Consider the following 13,845-nt stretch of genomic DNA (forward strand, 5'->3'; position numbering starts at 1 on the left):
GGGAGGGGTATTCCTGTCCTATGAATACCGCATCGATGCAGCTGGCCGCAGCGAGCGGCCTGATGAGCCTGTTCCTGTTCATCGTGGCCGTGGCCGTCCTGGCGCTGCTCGCCGGCGGCTTCTGGATGACCTCCCGCGTCAAGTACCGAGAGTCCCCCCGGCCACGGCCGGAGGAACAGCCCAAGCTGCCGCCGGAGGGGCCGGTGCGCGAGGTGCGGGAGAACAGGGACTACGAGGAGGTCCCCGAGATCCCCAAGGGCGGCCGTCCGCTCACCCCGTACGACCTGAGGAACCAGGACTCCAAGCCGAGCGCTTCGAAGGAGCGTCCGCGCTGGAGCCGGGGTTCCAGCGGCTCGTTCGGTGGCGGCGGACTCGGCGCCCACTGACCCACTCCAGCCGCCCCGGCCCGCGCTGTCCGTCGTACGCCCGCCTAGGAATCCTTCCGGGCGGCGTCCAGGCGGCCGACGCGGGCCACGTTCTGCCGGTCCTCGGGGTCCTGGCTGGGCTCGCCGGCGAACCAGGCGTCGAGGATCTCCTTCAGCAGGGGTTCGGAGGTCAGGCGCAGGCTCAGCGCGAGGACGTTGGCGTCGTTCCAGCGGCGCGCGCCGTCCGCCGTGACGGCGTCCGTGCACAGCGCCGCGCGCACGCCGGGCACCTTGTTGGCCGCGATGGACGCGCCCGTGCCGGTCCAGCAGCACACCACCGCCTGATCGGCGACTCCCTCGGCCACGTCCCGGGCGGCCGCCTCCGAGCAGGCCGCCCACTGCGCGTCGGCGCCGGGGCACAGGGCGCCGTGCGGATTCACGTCGTGGCCGCGCCGCCTCAGCTCGTCGAGGAGGAGGCGCGCCACGGGTTCGTCCATGTCGGAGGAGACGGAGATCCTCATGGCGGCGAGACTAGCGCCTGTGGCGAGGTGAGCGCCCCCAAGGGGCGCGGGAACCGCGCGACCAGCCACGACTCACCCGCACCCGCACCCGGCCAACGGCAGTGCGCCCCGAGCTGTGATCCGTCCGTCAGGGATGATCGGGCTGCTGTGCCGGAGGCACACCTCCGCCTTGGCCCCCGCCCTTCTTGCCCTTGTCCGAGCCGTGCGGGCGGCCGCCCGCGGCGCGCTCGGCTGCCTGCCGGGCCTTCATCTGGCCGCTGTCCTGCGGGGTGGCGCCCCCCTTGTCGCTGCGCCGCTGTTCGGGCTGCTGCGGATTGGACATGCGCCGGACTCCCTCCGGGTGGTGCCTGGTGCCCACGGGCTCCGGGTTCCCATGCGGGTCACCCCCGCCGCCCTCCGCGGGCGCGGCGGAGCCGGTCACCGTCCGGTGGAGGTGTTCGAGGGCGTCGAGGAGCACCGACCGGTGGTACCAGCTCAGCCAGGCCGCCGCGTCGGAGGCCAGCAGACCCAACGCCTCGGCCTGGGCGGCGGTCGGCCGGTGCCCGGCGTCGGGCCACTGCAGGGTGATCACGCCGGTGCAGGCGCCGGCCGAGGAGAGAACAGGGACGCTCTGCAGGGCGCCCACTCCCGCGCTCAGCAGGACCCCCCGGGCCTCCTCCGAGAGCAGCGCGTCGGCGGCCACGTCGGGCACGCTCACCCGGTGCCCGCGCAGCCGGGCGAGCGCGTCGGCCGTGCCCTCGTCCCGGCCGCGCACGAGCAGGTCGAGAAACGTGTCCGCGCAGCCGTAGTGGGTCTCCAGCATCAGCGCGTTCACGGCCGGGTCCACGAGCCGCACATAACCGGCCGGCGCCCGGCCGATGGCCAGCGCCTCGTGCAGCACGGCGTCGATCATCTGCCCCCGGTAGCGGGGGTCGCGGCCGTCGCGGGCCAGGATCCGCAGCTGCGGCACGGGCACGGGGCGGCGGCCCGGGAACCACACCCCGCCGTCCGGGGGCCGGGCCACGACCACGGCGGAGACGAGGACGCGCAACGGCACATTGAACCGCTGCGAGGCCTCGCGCAGCGCCCGGAAGGCGGTGCCGGAGTCGGTCAGGCCGTAGCGGACCATGAGCACGCCCTGCGCCATGCCGATGACCGGGGCGGTGCGCACGCGGGCGCGCAGCGCACGGACCTCCTTGCGCAGATCCTCGTAGCTGGGCCGCAGCGGATCCGCCATCTGGGACCGCCAGGCGGGCAGTTCCTCCACCCGGGAGACGGCCCGGGCCAGCTCCCGCATCGCCTCGTCGAGGGTGGCGTAGAGCCGGACCCCGTCCAGGCGGGCGAGATGCACCGCCTCGCGCACGCCGGGCCGGGCGCGGACGATGATCAGGTCCGGGCGGCCGCTGCGCGCCCGGGTCGCCTCGCTGAGCGTGTGCAGCACGGCGGCGCCACCGAGCTGCACATGGGCCATGTCCAGGACGGGCCGCAGTCCCGCGCGGTCGGCCTGTTCGAGGTGGCCCCGCAGCTCCGCCGACCAGGCCTGGGCGCCCGCGGGATCGAGGCTGCCGGACATGCGCAGCAGCAGCGCCGCCTCGGCGGGCAGTCCCTCGACCACGGACGACTCGATGACGAGCGGTGCCGGGGCGGCGGACGGGTCGGAAGAGGGATTCATGGCATCACCCGGACAAGACGGTGCGAGGAACGCGGGCGGCCTCTTCCCGACCACTGTGCACGGTAGGGGCCCGGCCCCCGGCCGCGCCGTCCACCGCGCCGGACGGGACGGGCCGCTCTGCTCACCAACCGCTGCCGCCGGGCCGTGGGCCGGCCCCTTTCCGGGCCTCCATCGAGTTCAGGTTCCGGGCCTCCATCGAGTTCAGGGCGGATGCCATGGTGGCGTGCACCCGGACGCCCGGCAGTCCCGCGGCGCGCAGCGCCTCCCGTACATGCGGCCGGGGCTGTACGACGGGCAGGGCGCGGCCGGAGAAGGCCAGGACCCCGGTGGCCCGGTCCACGGCCCGCACCGCGGCCGCGCAGGCGAGGTAGACCTCGGTCATGTCCAGCACCGGGTGCTCCCCGTCCCGGTCGGCCCGGGCGATGTGCTCGGCGAGCGTCTCGGAGAACTCCACGGCATTGGTGGCGTCGACGGTACCCCGCGCCTTCAGGACGCTGACGGCGCCGGTCCCGGGCCGGTCCTCACGCACGGTGTGCAGGAGCAGCGGGGCCGGGCCGCCGGGGCGGATCCGGGCACGGGACAGCTGACCTTTTTCCATGGGCATCGGGCTTCCTGGGTGAGCAGGGATCAGCCAGCCGCGTCTTGACCGGGAAGTTCACTGTGCCCGCGCCCCCCGCCTGACGCAACGATTCTCCCGGGCGTGTCGCACCAGGGGCGGTTCGGCCGACATACCGCCGGGCGGGTGAGGGCCGGCGGGCCCGCTCCAGCGCCGTCGGCACGAGGAGGTCGACATGCGGCGCACCGGCCGGCCGGCAAGGACTCCGCAGGCCCGCCCACCGACACCCGCCTGGCCACGGACGACCGGCGGCTGTGCGCCACGGCCGAACAGTTCCTGGCGCTGGTCTCCCCGGGCCGGCCGGTGCTGATGGACGCGGGGGCGCCGAACGAGGAGTTGCCGGACCACCGGTGGCGGAGGGCGCGCGCTGTCCGGAGCGGGCCGGATGGCAGCCGCCTGCCACGTGATGCGCCGGCCCCGCGCCGGTGGGCCGTGTAGCGCGGTGTGCGCGGGGCACTCGGCGCGGCGACGGCAGGCCGCTCATGGGCCGCCGCGATGTCTCGCAGGAGGTGACGACATGGGTCACGGCGGAAACGTCATCCAGGAGCTGACGACCGATCACCGTGAGGTCGAGGAGATCTTCGGCCGTATCGAGGCGCTGCCGCCCGGCTCCAAGGACCGCAAGAACCTCGCCGACCAGGCGACGATCGAGCTGGTACGGCACTCGGTCGCGGAGGAGTCCTATCTGTACCCGGCGGTGCGCAAGCACATCACGGGCGGGGACGCCCTGGCCGACAAGGAGATCGAGGATCACGCCAAGGCCGAACGGATCATGAAGGACCTGGAGAGCCTGCAGGCGGACGACGCCCGGTTCGACACGCTCATGGCCCAGCTGATGAGCGAGATCCGGTCCCATGTGATGGACGAGGAGCAGAACCTCTTCCCGAAGATGGAGGCCGCCTGCCCGGCGGACGCGCTGATGGACCTCGGCGACAAGGTGCGCCGCGCGAAGAAGATGGCTCCGACCCGTCCGCACCCCTCGGCACCGGACACTCCCCCGGCCAACAAGCTGCTGGCCCCGGGCGCGGGCCTGGTCGACAGGATGCGCGACGCGCTGTCGGGGCGGGGCAAGCGGAGCTGAAGGACGAGCTGAGGGGTGGGGTGGAGTGGGGGTGGGGTGAAGTGGGGGGCCGGGTCGCGGCCGGGGTGGGGCCGGGATGCGGGAAGGGAGTCGGTGGTCGAGCCCCGCGGGCAGGGGTCGACCGAGCCGAGGACCGCGACGGGTCTTGGCCCATGGCATGGCGCCCATGGCATGGCCGGGCAGACCCCGGCGTCTGTCTGTCGTGACGGTGGGCGGACGCCGGGGCCTGTCCGGCAAGGGCGGTCGTGCGTCCGTGGGATAGCGGGTGCGGCATTGCCCGCGAGGAGCGGCCGGGGAGCCGCCACCGGCTCCGAGCGGCGCGGCTGAATGACACTGCCGCGGGCCGCAGGCCGAGAACGCATGCAGGCGGAAAAGGCACGGCAGGCGGAGAAGGCACCGGACCCGGCCTCGGTCCGCGGCCCCGATCAGCGATCAGCGCCGCAGCCGTATCGGCCTCACGAGCCCCTTCATCACAGGCTTCACAGGGTCCACCGGCGACTCCGATCACCCGTCTCCGGCATCCGTGGGCCGACGAGGTCGCCGGTTGCCGCCACGGAGAGTCACAGCCATGGCCGCACGCTTTTTCCGGAGCGGGATCGGGCGCGGCTGCGGACCGCTCGGCCCAGGAGGCGGAACGCCTGGAAGAGGGTCAGGGGCCAGAGCAGCGCGGAGCACCACATCAGTGCGGGGTCCGAGGTGCGGACGCCCATGACGGCCGCGAACGCCGAGGCGATGCCCAGCAGCAGCACCGCCACCGGCAGCCACACGCCTCGCTGCGGGTCGCCCATGCGGCGCGCAAACCTGCGGTCCTGCTTGAGGCAGGCCTCGATCTGCAGCAGCGCGACACGTTCGCGTGGCGACAGCCGTACGTAGTCGTGCATCTCCCATGTTTCCCAGTCGTCCACGGCAACGGCACCTCCTCCGCCGATCGGCGGTTTCCGTCCCCGGACGCCCGAGTTCCCCAGGACGGCCCGGCCGATGCGGAGCCGCGACATCGCGGTCCGTGACCACGAACATCCCACGCGACCTCGGCTGGTCCAAGGTCGATACCGCCTGGAGCCGCTTGCTCCACCCAGCTCCGGCAAGGCGCACTCGGCGGTGTCCGGCGGGTCGTGCGAGCGGGGCGTGTTCCCCTGTCACGCCGGCCCGCCGGAACGGCGCGGCCTGAGCGGAGTCGTCAACTTGCCCAGGCGGGCCTGCCGATGTGCGCGAAGCTGAGTGCAGTCCGCGGCGGCACCCGTGGCCGAGTCCTCGAAGGCGATGGAGCGTTGGGGAGTTGTCCTGAGTGTTCCGCCGCCCCGGGGTGGGCTGCGGCGCCTCGGGAAAGCTCTTCGCGGACTCTTTCGAGGAGTGATTCGGCCTCACTGTCCGAGCGCGAGCCGGATACCGAAAGTGGCGATGACCATGCCCGTGACGCGGTCGAGAAAGCGGCGGGCCGAAGGCCGATTCAGGCGGTCCCGGAGCACGCGCGCGAAGGCGATCAGCGCCCAAGCCCAGGCGACGGCCAGGAGGATGTGCACGCAGGCCAGGAGCACGCCCGCACCGAGGTGCGAGGCACCGGCAGGGATGAAGTGCGGGAGGACCGCAACGTAGAAGGCGCCCATCTTCGGATTGAGGGGACCACGCCTCTGCCAACCCGGCGCTGAACTCTCCACTGCCCGCCCCGAGGTGCGTTCCGGTGTCCGCCGGCACGCACCTCGGCCATGTGCTGTGGTGAGAAGACCTGGTCCGCGCTGGCCGCTGCGGTCTCGGCCACCGGATACAGGGGCTCCCGCGGAGCCGGATCGCCGGGCGCGTCCGGCTCCGGGGTCCAGGGCTGCACAGGGCCGACGGCGGCTGCCCGATGGTCCGACAGCACAGCCCCTGCCCCGACCGGCCCCTGCGTGCCCGCTTCAACTCGCGCATCCGCTGAGGCCCGACCACTCCCCCGGCCGTGTTCTCCCGCCCCATTGTGTTGAGCCTTGTGCGGCTCTACTGTTCGACTTTGCCTGAGTCTGTTTGATGCTGATTGCTCAGTCGGTGGGGAGGCCGCAGTGCGGAGTGATCGGATCGGTTCAGAGGTTGCGAGACCCGGTCGCCGTCGGGGGTGGAGAGCGGTCCTCGCGACGGCCGCGACCATCGCCCTGGCGGCCGGCATGCCCGCGCCCGCCGCGGCGCGGGAGAGCGGCGGGCGGGCACCCGCCGCCGCGCCTGCCGCAAGTCCGCGGGCACACACGGTGAGTTTCGACGGCTACTCGTTCCTCGTCGACGGCAGGCGCACCTACCTGTGGTCCGGCGAGTTCCACTACTTCCGGCTCCCGAGTCCGGACCTGTGGCGCGACATCTTCCAGAAGATGAAGGCCGCCGGGTTCAACGCCACCTCGTTGTACTTCGACTGGGGATACCACTCGCCGAAGCCGGGGGTGTACGACTTCAGCGGGGTGCGTGACGTCGACAAGCTGCTCGACATGGCCCAGGAGGCCGGGCTCTACGTGATCGCGCGCCCGGCGCCGTACATCAACGCGGAGGTCGACAGCGGTGGCCTGCCCGGCTGGATGACCACCAAGGCCGGCCACAACCGCAGTGACGACCCGCAGTTCCTGAAGTACGCGGACGAGTGGCTCACCCGGATCGACCGGATCATCGCCCGCCACCAGCTGACCAACGGCACCGGGTCGGTCATCGCCTACCAGGTCGAGAACGAGTACTACAACGGCTCCACCGCCGGCCGTTCCTACATGAAGCACCTGGAGGACAAGGCCCGCGCCGACGGCATCACGGTACCGCTGACCGGCAACAACAACGGCACCTTCAACTCCGGTACGGGCGCCCTGGACGTCGACGGACCGGACTCCTACCCGCAGGGCTTCAACTGCTCGAACCCCTCGAAGTGGAACGGCGTACCCGACATCGGCTACGACCACCCGGCCGGCAGGCCGCTGTACTCGCCGGAGTTCCAGGGCGGCGCCTTCGACCCCTGGGGCGGGCCGGGCTACGACAAGTGCGCCCAGCTGATCAACGACCGGTTCGCCAACGTGTTCTACAAGCAGAACATAGCCGTCGGTGCCACCGCGCAGAGCTTCTACATGACCTACGGCGGCACCAACTGGGGCTGGCTGGGCATGCCGGAGAACTACACGTCGTACGACTACGGGGCCGCCATCCGCGAGAACCGCCGGCTCGATCCGAAGTACTACGAGGACAAACTGATCGGGTACTTCACGCAGTCGGTCGCCCCGCTGACCAAGACCGAGGCGATCAGGGCCACGCCGCCGGACGACCCGGCGGTCGTCGACACCGCCCGGATGAACCCCGACACCAAGACGCAGTTCCACGTCCTGCGGCACGGGAACTCCACGTCCACGGCGGTCGACAGGACGCACATCTCGCTGGACTTCAACGCCCAGCCGTCCGCGGACACCACCTACACCTGGGACGACCCCGACTCCGCGCTGCAGTACACCGGTTCGTGGTCGCACGTGGCCGACCAGAGCTACACCGGCGGCGACTACAAGCACACCGAGTCGTTCTCCGCCAAGGCCGGTGACTCGGTCACCGTCCCCTTCGACGGCACCGCGATCCGCTGGATCGGCTCGAAGACGAACAACCACGGCTACGCCGACGTCTACCTCGACGGCACCAAGGTGGCGACGGTCGACGACTCCGGCGGCGAGAACCAGGCGGTGGTCTTCCAGAAGACCGGCCTGATACCCGGAGCACACACGCTGAAGATCGTCGTCGACGGGAACCACAGCTCGGGGTCCACGGACAACTACGTGGCCATCGACGCCATCGACGTGCCGACGGCCGCTGCCTCGCAGCCGACCTACCCGGTCGTGCCGCAGCAGCCGGGCACCGCGATCACGCTCGACGGACGCGACTCGCACGTGATCGTGGCGAACTACCGGCTCGGGGACGCGCGGTTGCAGTACTCGACCTCGGAGATCATGACCAACGCGACCATCGGCAACCGGGATGTCGCCGTGCTCTACGGCGACCCGGAAAGCGACGGCGAGACCGTCCTTCGCTACTCCTCCAAGCCCACCGTGACCGCCCGCGGTGGCGCGGTCACGACCACCTGGGACGCGACCACCGGTGACCTGCGGCTCAACTACACGCACAAGGGTCTGATCCGCATCAGCATCAGCGGCGGCGGATCCCGCCCGGTGCTGCTGCTCGTCGGCGACAAGGCCACGGCGGAGACCTTCTGGCGCCAGGACACGGCCAGTGGCCCGGTGCTCGTGCGCGGCACCCACCTGCTGCGGACGGCGACCAGCCTGGACGGCGGCCACACCGTGGCCCTGACCGGCGACAACGCCGATGACGAGAACATCGAGGTGTTCACCTCCGCCGACCACGTCACCTGGAACGGCGGGACCTTGGACACCCAGGCCACCGACACGGGAAGCCTCACCGGGAAGATACCGGTGGCCGCCCCGATACACCTGCCGGCGCTGACGAACTGGAAGCATGCCGAGGAGTCCCCCGAAGCGGCCCCGGGTTTCGACGACTCCAGCTGGCAGGTGGCGGACAGGACGACCACCAACAGCGTCTCCGGCGTCAACTCGCTGCCGGTGCTCTACGCGGACGACTACGGCTTCCACACCGGCACCACGTGGTACCGCGGCCGCTTCCGCGCCACCGGCAAGGAGACCGGCATCCACCTGGTCTCGGACTCCGGCGGCAAGGCGCAGGCGTTCTCCGCCTGGCTCAACGGCACCTTCCTGGGCAGCTCCACCACAGGCAGCGCCGACCTCACCTTCCCGGCCGGTTCGGTGAAGCCCACGGGTGACAACGTCGTCTCCGTGCTCACCGTGAACATGGGCCACGAGGAGGACTACGACTCGACCAACGGCAACAAGACCGCGCGCGGCCTGACCAGCGCCTCCCTCGTCGGGGCGCCGCTGACCTCCGTCACCTGGCGGCTGCAGGGCGTACGGGGCGGTGAGGACCTGCAGGACCCGGTGCGCGGCCCGCTCTCGACGGGCGGCCTGTACGGCGAGCGCGCCGGCTGGTCCCTGCCGGGCTACCCTGACGGCGACTGGAACCAGGTGTCCCTGCCGACGGCCGACACCCGTCCCGGGGTCTCCTGGTACCGCACCGACGTCAACCTGGACCTGCCGCACGGCCAGGACACCTCGCTCGGGCTGACGTTCACCGACGACCCGTCACGCAGGTACCGTGCCACGATCTTCGTGAACGGCTGGCAGGTCGGCAACTACGTCAACTACCTCGGCCCGCAGAGCACGTTCCCGGTGCCCGACGGGATCCTGAATCCGAACGGCCGGAACACCATCGCCATCGCCGTGTGGAACCTGGACGGCGGCACCGGCGGGCTCGGCAAGGTCTCGCTCACGAACTACGGCAGCTATGCCTCGTCCCTGCGCGTCGCGCAGAACGACAGCCCCCGCTACGACCACCGGAAGTACGCGATGCCGAAGCGTCCGGGGGCGGATGTCGCCCTGGACGTGCCGGACACCGCGCAGCCGGGACAGGTCTTCGCGGCCGAGGCGACGGTGCGGGTGCCGAAGGACGGAGTGCCCGCCTCGCGGCTGACGGCCTCACTCTCCGCGCCCGACGGCTGGAGCGTGAGTGCCACCGGCCCCACGTCGGTCCAGCGCGTGCGACCCGGCGGATCGGCCACCTTCGCCTGGAAGGTCCAGCCACCGAGCGGGACGCTGCCCTCCGCCTCGGCACTCACCGCCACGGTGCACTACGTGCAGAACGGACGGCAGGCCGCCGGCGGTGACGGGCGCATCGTCGGCGGGATCCCGCCGGCTCCGCCGGCCGGGAAGAGCGCGGTGAGCGACCTGCCGTTCCTGTCCTCCACCAACGGGTGGGGGCCGGTGGAGCGCGACAGCAGCGTCGGCGAGCAGGCGGCCGGGGACGGCCGTCCGATCAGCATCGCCGGCGTCGGTTACACCAAGGGGCTGGGCACCAACTCGGTCAGCGACGTCGAGCTCTACCTGGCCGGACGGTGCTCGCGGTTGACGGCGGACGTCGGAGTCGACGACGAGACAGGTGGTGCGGGAACGGTGACGTTCTCCGTGATCGCCGACGGCAGGGCCCTGGTGACCACGCCGACGATCCGGGGCAAACAGGCCGCGGTGCCGATCGACGTCGACGTCAGCGGCGCCCAGGTGGTCGACCTCAGGGTCGGTGACGCCGGCGACGGCAACGGCAACGACCACGGCGACTGGGCGATGCCGACGCTGACGTGCGGCTAGGGTCTGGGGCTCCTGGACCTTCGCTGCCGCAAGGCCGATACCTCCAGCAGCCGGGACGGGCGGCCGCCTCCACCAGGCGGCCGTCACCCGTGCGGTCCCTGTGTCCGCAGCCCCGCTGACGGTCCATCTGCGCAGCACGGGCAGCCGGCGACGGTGACCGGCTGGAGTTGGAGGTCTGGCGTGACGGAGTTCGCGCCCACCGCTACGACTCCTGGCCGGTCCGGGACTATAAGGCCGCCGACGACACACCCGTGGGCGCGGACCCCGCTGCGTTCCTGGCATTCTCCGCCGGGCCCGTGGACGGCCACCGCCTGTCCTCCGCGCTCGCGGACTACTGTCACATGAGCCGTGCGCCGCGGGCGCTCGCGGAGGTGCTGGACAACACCGCACTCGTCGTCCTGGGCACCGCCGAACGCCGCGCGCTAGGGCTGCTCCCTCTGCGCAATCGCACGCCTCGGCTCCGCCGCACGTGACCTTCGCTGCCGCAAGGTCGATACTGCCGACAGCAGGGCTTCCACCACAACGCCACCGATCACCGACAATGACTGACGCTCTGTCACGAAAGTCAGCATCGAGTCAGCGTCAGTACCAGCAAAAATACTGACCAGAGGCCCATCTGCCGGCCTCACCAGGAGGTACCCGTGAAGATGCTGTTCAACGTGCCCGAGACCGTCGTGGCGGACGCGCTGCGCGGGATGGCGGCCGCGTATCCCGATCTGACCGTGGACGTGGAGAACCGGGTGATCGTCCGCCGGGACGCACCGGTGGCCGGGCAGGTCGCGCTGGTGTCCGGTGGCGGGTCGGGGCACGAGCCGCTGCACGGCGGGTTCGTCGGCCCGGGCATGCTCTCCGCCGCCTGTCCCGGAGAGGTGTTCACCTCCCCGGTGCCGGACCAGATGGTGCGTGCCGCGGCGGCCGTGGACAGCGGCGCCGGCGTGCTGTTCGTGGTGAAGAACTACACCGGCGACGTGCTCAACTTCGACATGGCGGCCGAACTGGCCGAGGACGAGGGCATCCAGGTCGCCAAGGTGCTCGTCAATGACGATGTGGCGGTCACGGACAGTCTGTACACGGCCGGGCGGCGCGGCACCGGTGCGACGCTGTTCGTGGAGAAGATCGCGGGCGCCGCCGCGGCCGAGGGCCAGCCGCTGGAGCGGGTCGAGTCCATCGGGCGTCAGGTGAACGAGAACGCGCGGAGTTTCGGTGTCGCGCTCAGCGCCTGTACGACCCCGGCGAAGGGCAGCCCCACCTTCGATCTGCCCGACGGCGAGCTGGAGTTGGGCATCGGCATCCACGGCGAGCCGGGCCGGGAGCGGCGGCCGATGATGACGTCCGGGGAGATCGCCGACTTCGCGGTGAACGTGATCCTGGAGGACTTGCCGCCACGCAGCCCCGTACTGGTGCTGGTCAACGGCATGGGCGCCACCCCGCTGCTGGAGCTGTACGGCTTCAACGCCGAGGTGCAGCGGGTGCTGCGCGAGCGCGGCGTCGCCGTGGCCCGCACGCTCGTCGGCAACTACGTCACCTCCCTGGACATGGCGGGCGCTTCGGTGACGCTCTGCCAGGTCGACGAGGAGCTGCTGCGGCTGTGGGAGGCGCCGGTGAAGACCCCGGCGCTGCGGTGGGGGATGTGATACGGCGGACGAGGCGCCCATCACCCGCAGCACGCCGGTCACCACCCCTACCACGCAAGGAGATCCAGTGCTCGACGCCGACTTCTTCCGCCGTTGGATGGCGGCGACCGCCGTGTCCGTCGACCGTGAGGCGGAGCGGCTCACCGCCCTCGACTCGGCCATCGGGGACGCCGACCACGGCAGCAATCTGCAGCGCGGCTTCACCGCCGTACGGGCCGCTGTGGAGAAGGAGGCGCCGGACACCCCGGGTGCGGTCCTGGTCCTCGCCGGGCGGCAGCTCATCTCCACGGTCGGCGGCGCGTCCGGGCCGCTGTACGGCACGCTGCTGCGCCGGACCGGCAAGGCTCTCGGCGACGCCGCCGAGGTCAGCGAGGAGCAGCTGGCCGAGGCGCTGCGCGCGGGGGTGGACGGGGTGATGGCGCTGGGTGGGGCGGCACCCGGCGACAAGACCATGATCGACGCCCTGGTGCCGGCCGTGGACGCGCTCGGTGGCGGCTTCGCCGCCGCGCGGGCCGCCGCCGAGGAGGGCGCGGTGGCCACCACCCCGCTGCAGGCCCGCAAGGGCCGGGCGAGCTATCTCGGCGAGCGCAGCATCGGCCACCAGGACCCGGGGGCGACCTCGTCGGCGCTGCTCATCGCCGGACTGGAAGAGGCGGCGGAGGGCGGACGGTGAGCGACGAGAAGGTGGTGGGGATCGTGCTGGTGTCGCACAGCGCGGAAGTGGCCGCCTCGGTCGCCGAGTTGGCGAAGGGCCTGGCGGGCGGGGCTCCGGCGGTGCCCGTGGCCCCGGCGGGCGGTATCGAGGGCGGCGGGCTGGGCACCAGCGCCGAGCTGATCCGCGCCGCGGCGGCCTCGGTGGACCGGGGCGCCGGGGTGGCGGTGCTCACCGATCTCGGCAGTGCCGTGCTGACCGTGAAGGCCCTGATCGCCGAGGGTGACGAACTGCCGGACGGCACCCGCCTGGTGGACGCGCCGTTCGTCGAGGGCGCGGTGGCGGCGGTGGTCACCGCCGCCACGGGGGCCGGCCTGGACGCGGTGGAGGCCGCGGCGGCGGAGGCGTACGGCTACCGCAAGGTGTGACACGACCACGGGGCCGGCCGGTCACCTGTTCGCCAGGAACAGCCTGGCCAGCCGCGCTCCCGCGGCCACGGCCGCCGGGTGGTCCTCGATGCGGTTCACGCGGGAGTTCCTGAAGACGATGTAGGTGACCCCGGACGGCACCCCGCCGCCGTCCGGGTCGGCCCGGATGCCCAGGCCCCGGGCCGTGGCGTAGGAGGCCTCGCCGATGACGTCGCGCGGGCCGATGTCGCCCACCACGGCGTACTGCACCCGGCCCCGGTAGACGACGGCGGCGACCGAGCCGCCGCGTACACCGTGCTTGCGGGGGTTCCAGATGCGGCTGGGGGCCGGGACCACGATGTAGGGCAGTTTCTCCGCGTTCAGATGGCGGCCGTCGGACTGATCGTAGGCGGTCATGGTGTCGAACTGCGGGTCGGTGCGGCGGTTGCAGCGGGCGGTGGGCTGTCCGTCGCAGTCGATGTCCATGTCGGCCTTCCAGAAGACGGCGTCTCGGGTGCCGCAGACGGGCACGGTCGGGTGCCGGCCGGCGTCGGTGCGGTACCGGCCGCGGGAGATCCGGTGGCATGCGCCCAGCCGGGCCAGCAGCTCGGTGGCGGCCACCGCGCCCTCGCTGCTGCGGGCCACGGGCCGTTCCCGGGCCGGGCCGGGGCCGGCCGGGGCGGGCAGCACGGCCGGGACGTGCAGCGCGGCC

The 13,845-nt window shown here is 72.1% G+C and carries 13 protein-coding genes; 7 read left to right on the plus strand and 6 right to left on the minus strand.

Annotation, left to right across the window (positions count from 1 at the left end):
- Nucleotides 1-20 precede the first annotated feature (20 nt).
- On the plus strand, nucleotides 21-386 hold the full coding sequence (locus ABT288_RS36115; RefSeq protein WP_351617139.1) for a DUF6479 family protein: 366 nt from the start codon (nucleotides 21-23) through the stop codon (nucleotides 384-386).
- Nucleotides 387-430: 44 nt separating this feature from the next.
- Here the strand turns inward: ABT288_RS36115 and ABT288_RS36120 are convergent, their stop codons facing one another.
- The 3 genes from ABT288_RS36120 to ABT288_RS36130 all read right to left on the minus strand — a co-directional run bounded on the left by ABT288_RS36120 (nucleotide 431) and on the right by ABT288_RS36130 (nucleotide 3,141).
- Entirely contained in the window at nucleotides 431-886 is a 456-nt protein-coding gene (locus tag ABT288_RS36120; RefSeq protein ID WP_351617142.1) for an RpiB/LacA/LacB family sugar-phosphate isomerase, read from the minus strand.
- A 127-nt stretch (nucleotides 887-1,013) separates the two neighbouring features.
- Nucleotides 1,014-2,537, minus strand: coding sequence for an ANTAR domain-containing protein (locus ABT288_RS36125; protein ID WP_351617146.1), 1,524 nt, complete (start codon nucleotides 2,535-2,537; stop codon nucleotides 1,014-1,016).
- A 121-nt stretch (nucleotides 2,538-2,658) separates the two neighbouring features.
- Entirely contained in the window at nucleotides 2,659-3,141 is a 483-nt protein-coding gene (locus ABT288_RS36130) for an STAS domain-containing protein (RefSeq protein ID WP_351617149.1), read from the minus strand.
- A gap of 529 nt (nucleotides 3,142-3,670) precedes the next feature.
- On the opposite strand from ABT288_RS36130, the gene ABT288_RS36135 reads away from it, so the two are divergent.
- On the plus strand, nucleotides 3,671-4,234 hold the full coding sequence (locus ABT288_RS36135) for a hemerythrin domain-containing protein (RefSeq protein ID WP_351617152.1): 564 nt from the start codon (nucleotides 3,671-3,673) through the stop codon (nucleotides 4,232-4,234).
- 560 nt (nucleotides 4,235-4,794) lie between these two features.
- Here the strand turns inward: ABT288_RS36135 and ABT288_RS36140 are convergent.
- Nucleotides 4,795-5,139, minus strand: coding sequence for a DUF3040 domain-containing protein (locus tag ABT288_RS36140; RefSeq protein WP_351617155.1), 345 nt, complete (start codon nucleotides 5,137-5,139; stop codon nucleotides 4,795-4,797).
- A gap of 456 nt (nucleotides 5,140-5,595) precedes the next feature.
- Nucleotides 5,596-5,838 carry a LysE family transporter gene (locus ABT288_RS36145; RefSeq protein WP_351617157.1) on the minus strand — a complete coding sequence of 81 codons (243 nt, stop codon included), beginning with the start codon at nucleotides 5,836-5,838 and terminating at the stop codon, nucleotides 5,596-5,598.
- A 531-nt stretch (nucleotides 5,839-6,369) separates the two neighbouring features.
- Here ABT288_RS36145 and ABT288_RS36150 point away from each other — a divergent pair.
- The 5 genes from ABT288_RS36150 to ABT288_RS36170 all read left to right on the plus strand — a co-directional run bounded on the left by ABT288_RS36150 (nucleotide 6,370) and on the right by ABT288_RS36170 (nucleotide 13,154).
- Complete coding sequence (locus ABT288_RS36150; protein ID WP_502972913.1) at nucleotides 6,370-10,440, plus strand: beta-galactosidase; 4,071 nt, start codon at nucleotides 6,370-6,372, stop codon at nucleotides 10,438-10,440.
- 167 nt (nucleotides 10,441-10,607) lie between these two features.
- On the plus strand, nucleotides 10,608-10,913 hold the full coding sequence (locus ABT288_RS36155) for a hypothetical protein (protein ID WP_351617162.1): 306 nt from the start codon (nucleotides 10,608-10,610) through the stop codon (nucleotides 10,911-10,913).
- Between the two features lie 168 nt (nucleotides 10,914-11,081).
- The gene (dhaK, locus tag ABT288_RS36160; RefSeq protein WP_351617165.1) at nucleotides 11,082-12,074 is read left to right on the plus strand and encodes a dihydroxyacetone kinase subunit DhaK; all 993 of its coding nucleotides are present in this window, start codon (nucleotides 11,082-11,084) and stop codon (nucleotides 12,072-12,074) included.
- A 67-nt stretch (nucleotides 12,075-12,141) separates the two neighbouring features.
- Complete coding sequence (gene dhaL / locus ABT288_RS36165; protein WP_351617168.1) at nucleotides 12,142-12,747, plus strand: dihydroxyacetone kinase subunit DhaL; 606 nt, start codon at nucleotides 12,142-12,144, stop codon at nucleotides 12,745-12,747.
- Entirely contained in the window at nucleotides 12,744-13,154 is a 411-nt protein-coding gene (locus tag ABT288_RS36170) for a PTS-dependent dihydroxyacetone kinase phosphotransferase subunit DhaM (RefSeq protein WP_351617171.1), read from the plus strand. The genes dhaL and ABT288_RS36170 overlap by 4 nt, the downstream gene beginning before the upstream one ends.
- A 21-nt stretch (nucleotides 13,155-13,175) precedes the next feature.
- On the opposite strand, the gene ABT288_RS36175 is transcribed toward ABT288_RS36170, so the two are convergent.
- On the minus strand, nucleotides 13,176-13,845 hold a 670-nt coding region (locus tag ABT288_RS36175), incomplete at its 5' end, for a glycoside hydrolase family 75 protein (RefSeq protein WP_502972914.1).

The sequence above is a fragment of the Streptomyces sp. NPDC001093 genome (genome assembly GCF_040298985.1).
In the GTDB taxonomy this organism is placed as follows: Bacteria; Actinomycetota; Actinomycetes; order Streptomycetales; family Streptomycetaceae; genus Streptomyces.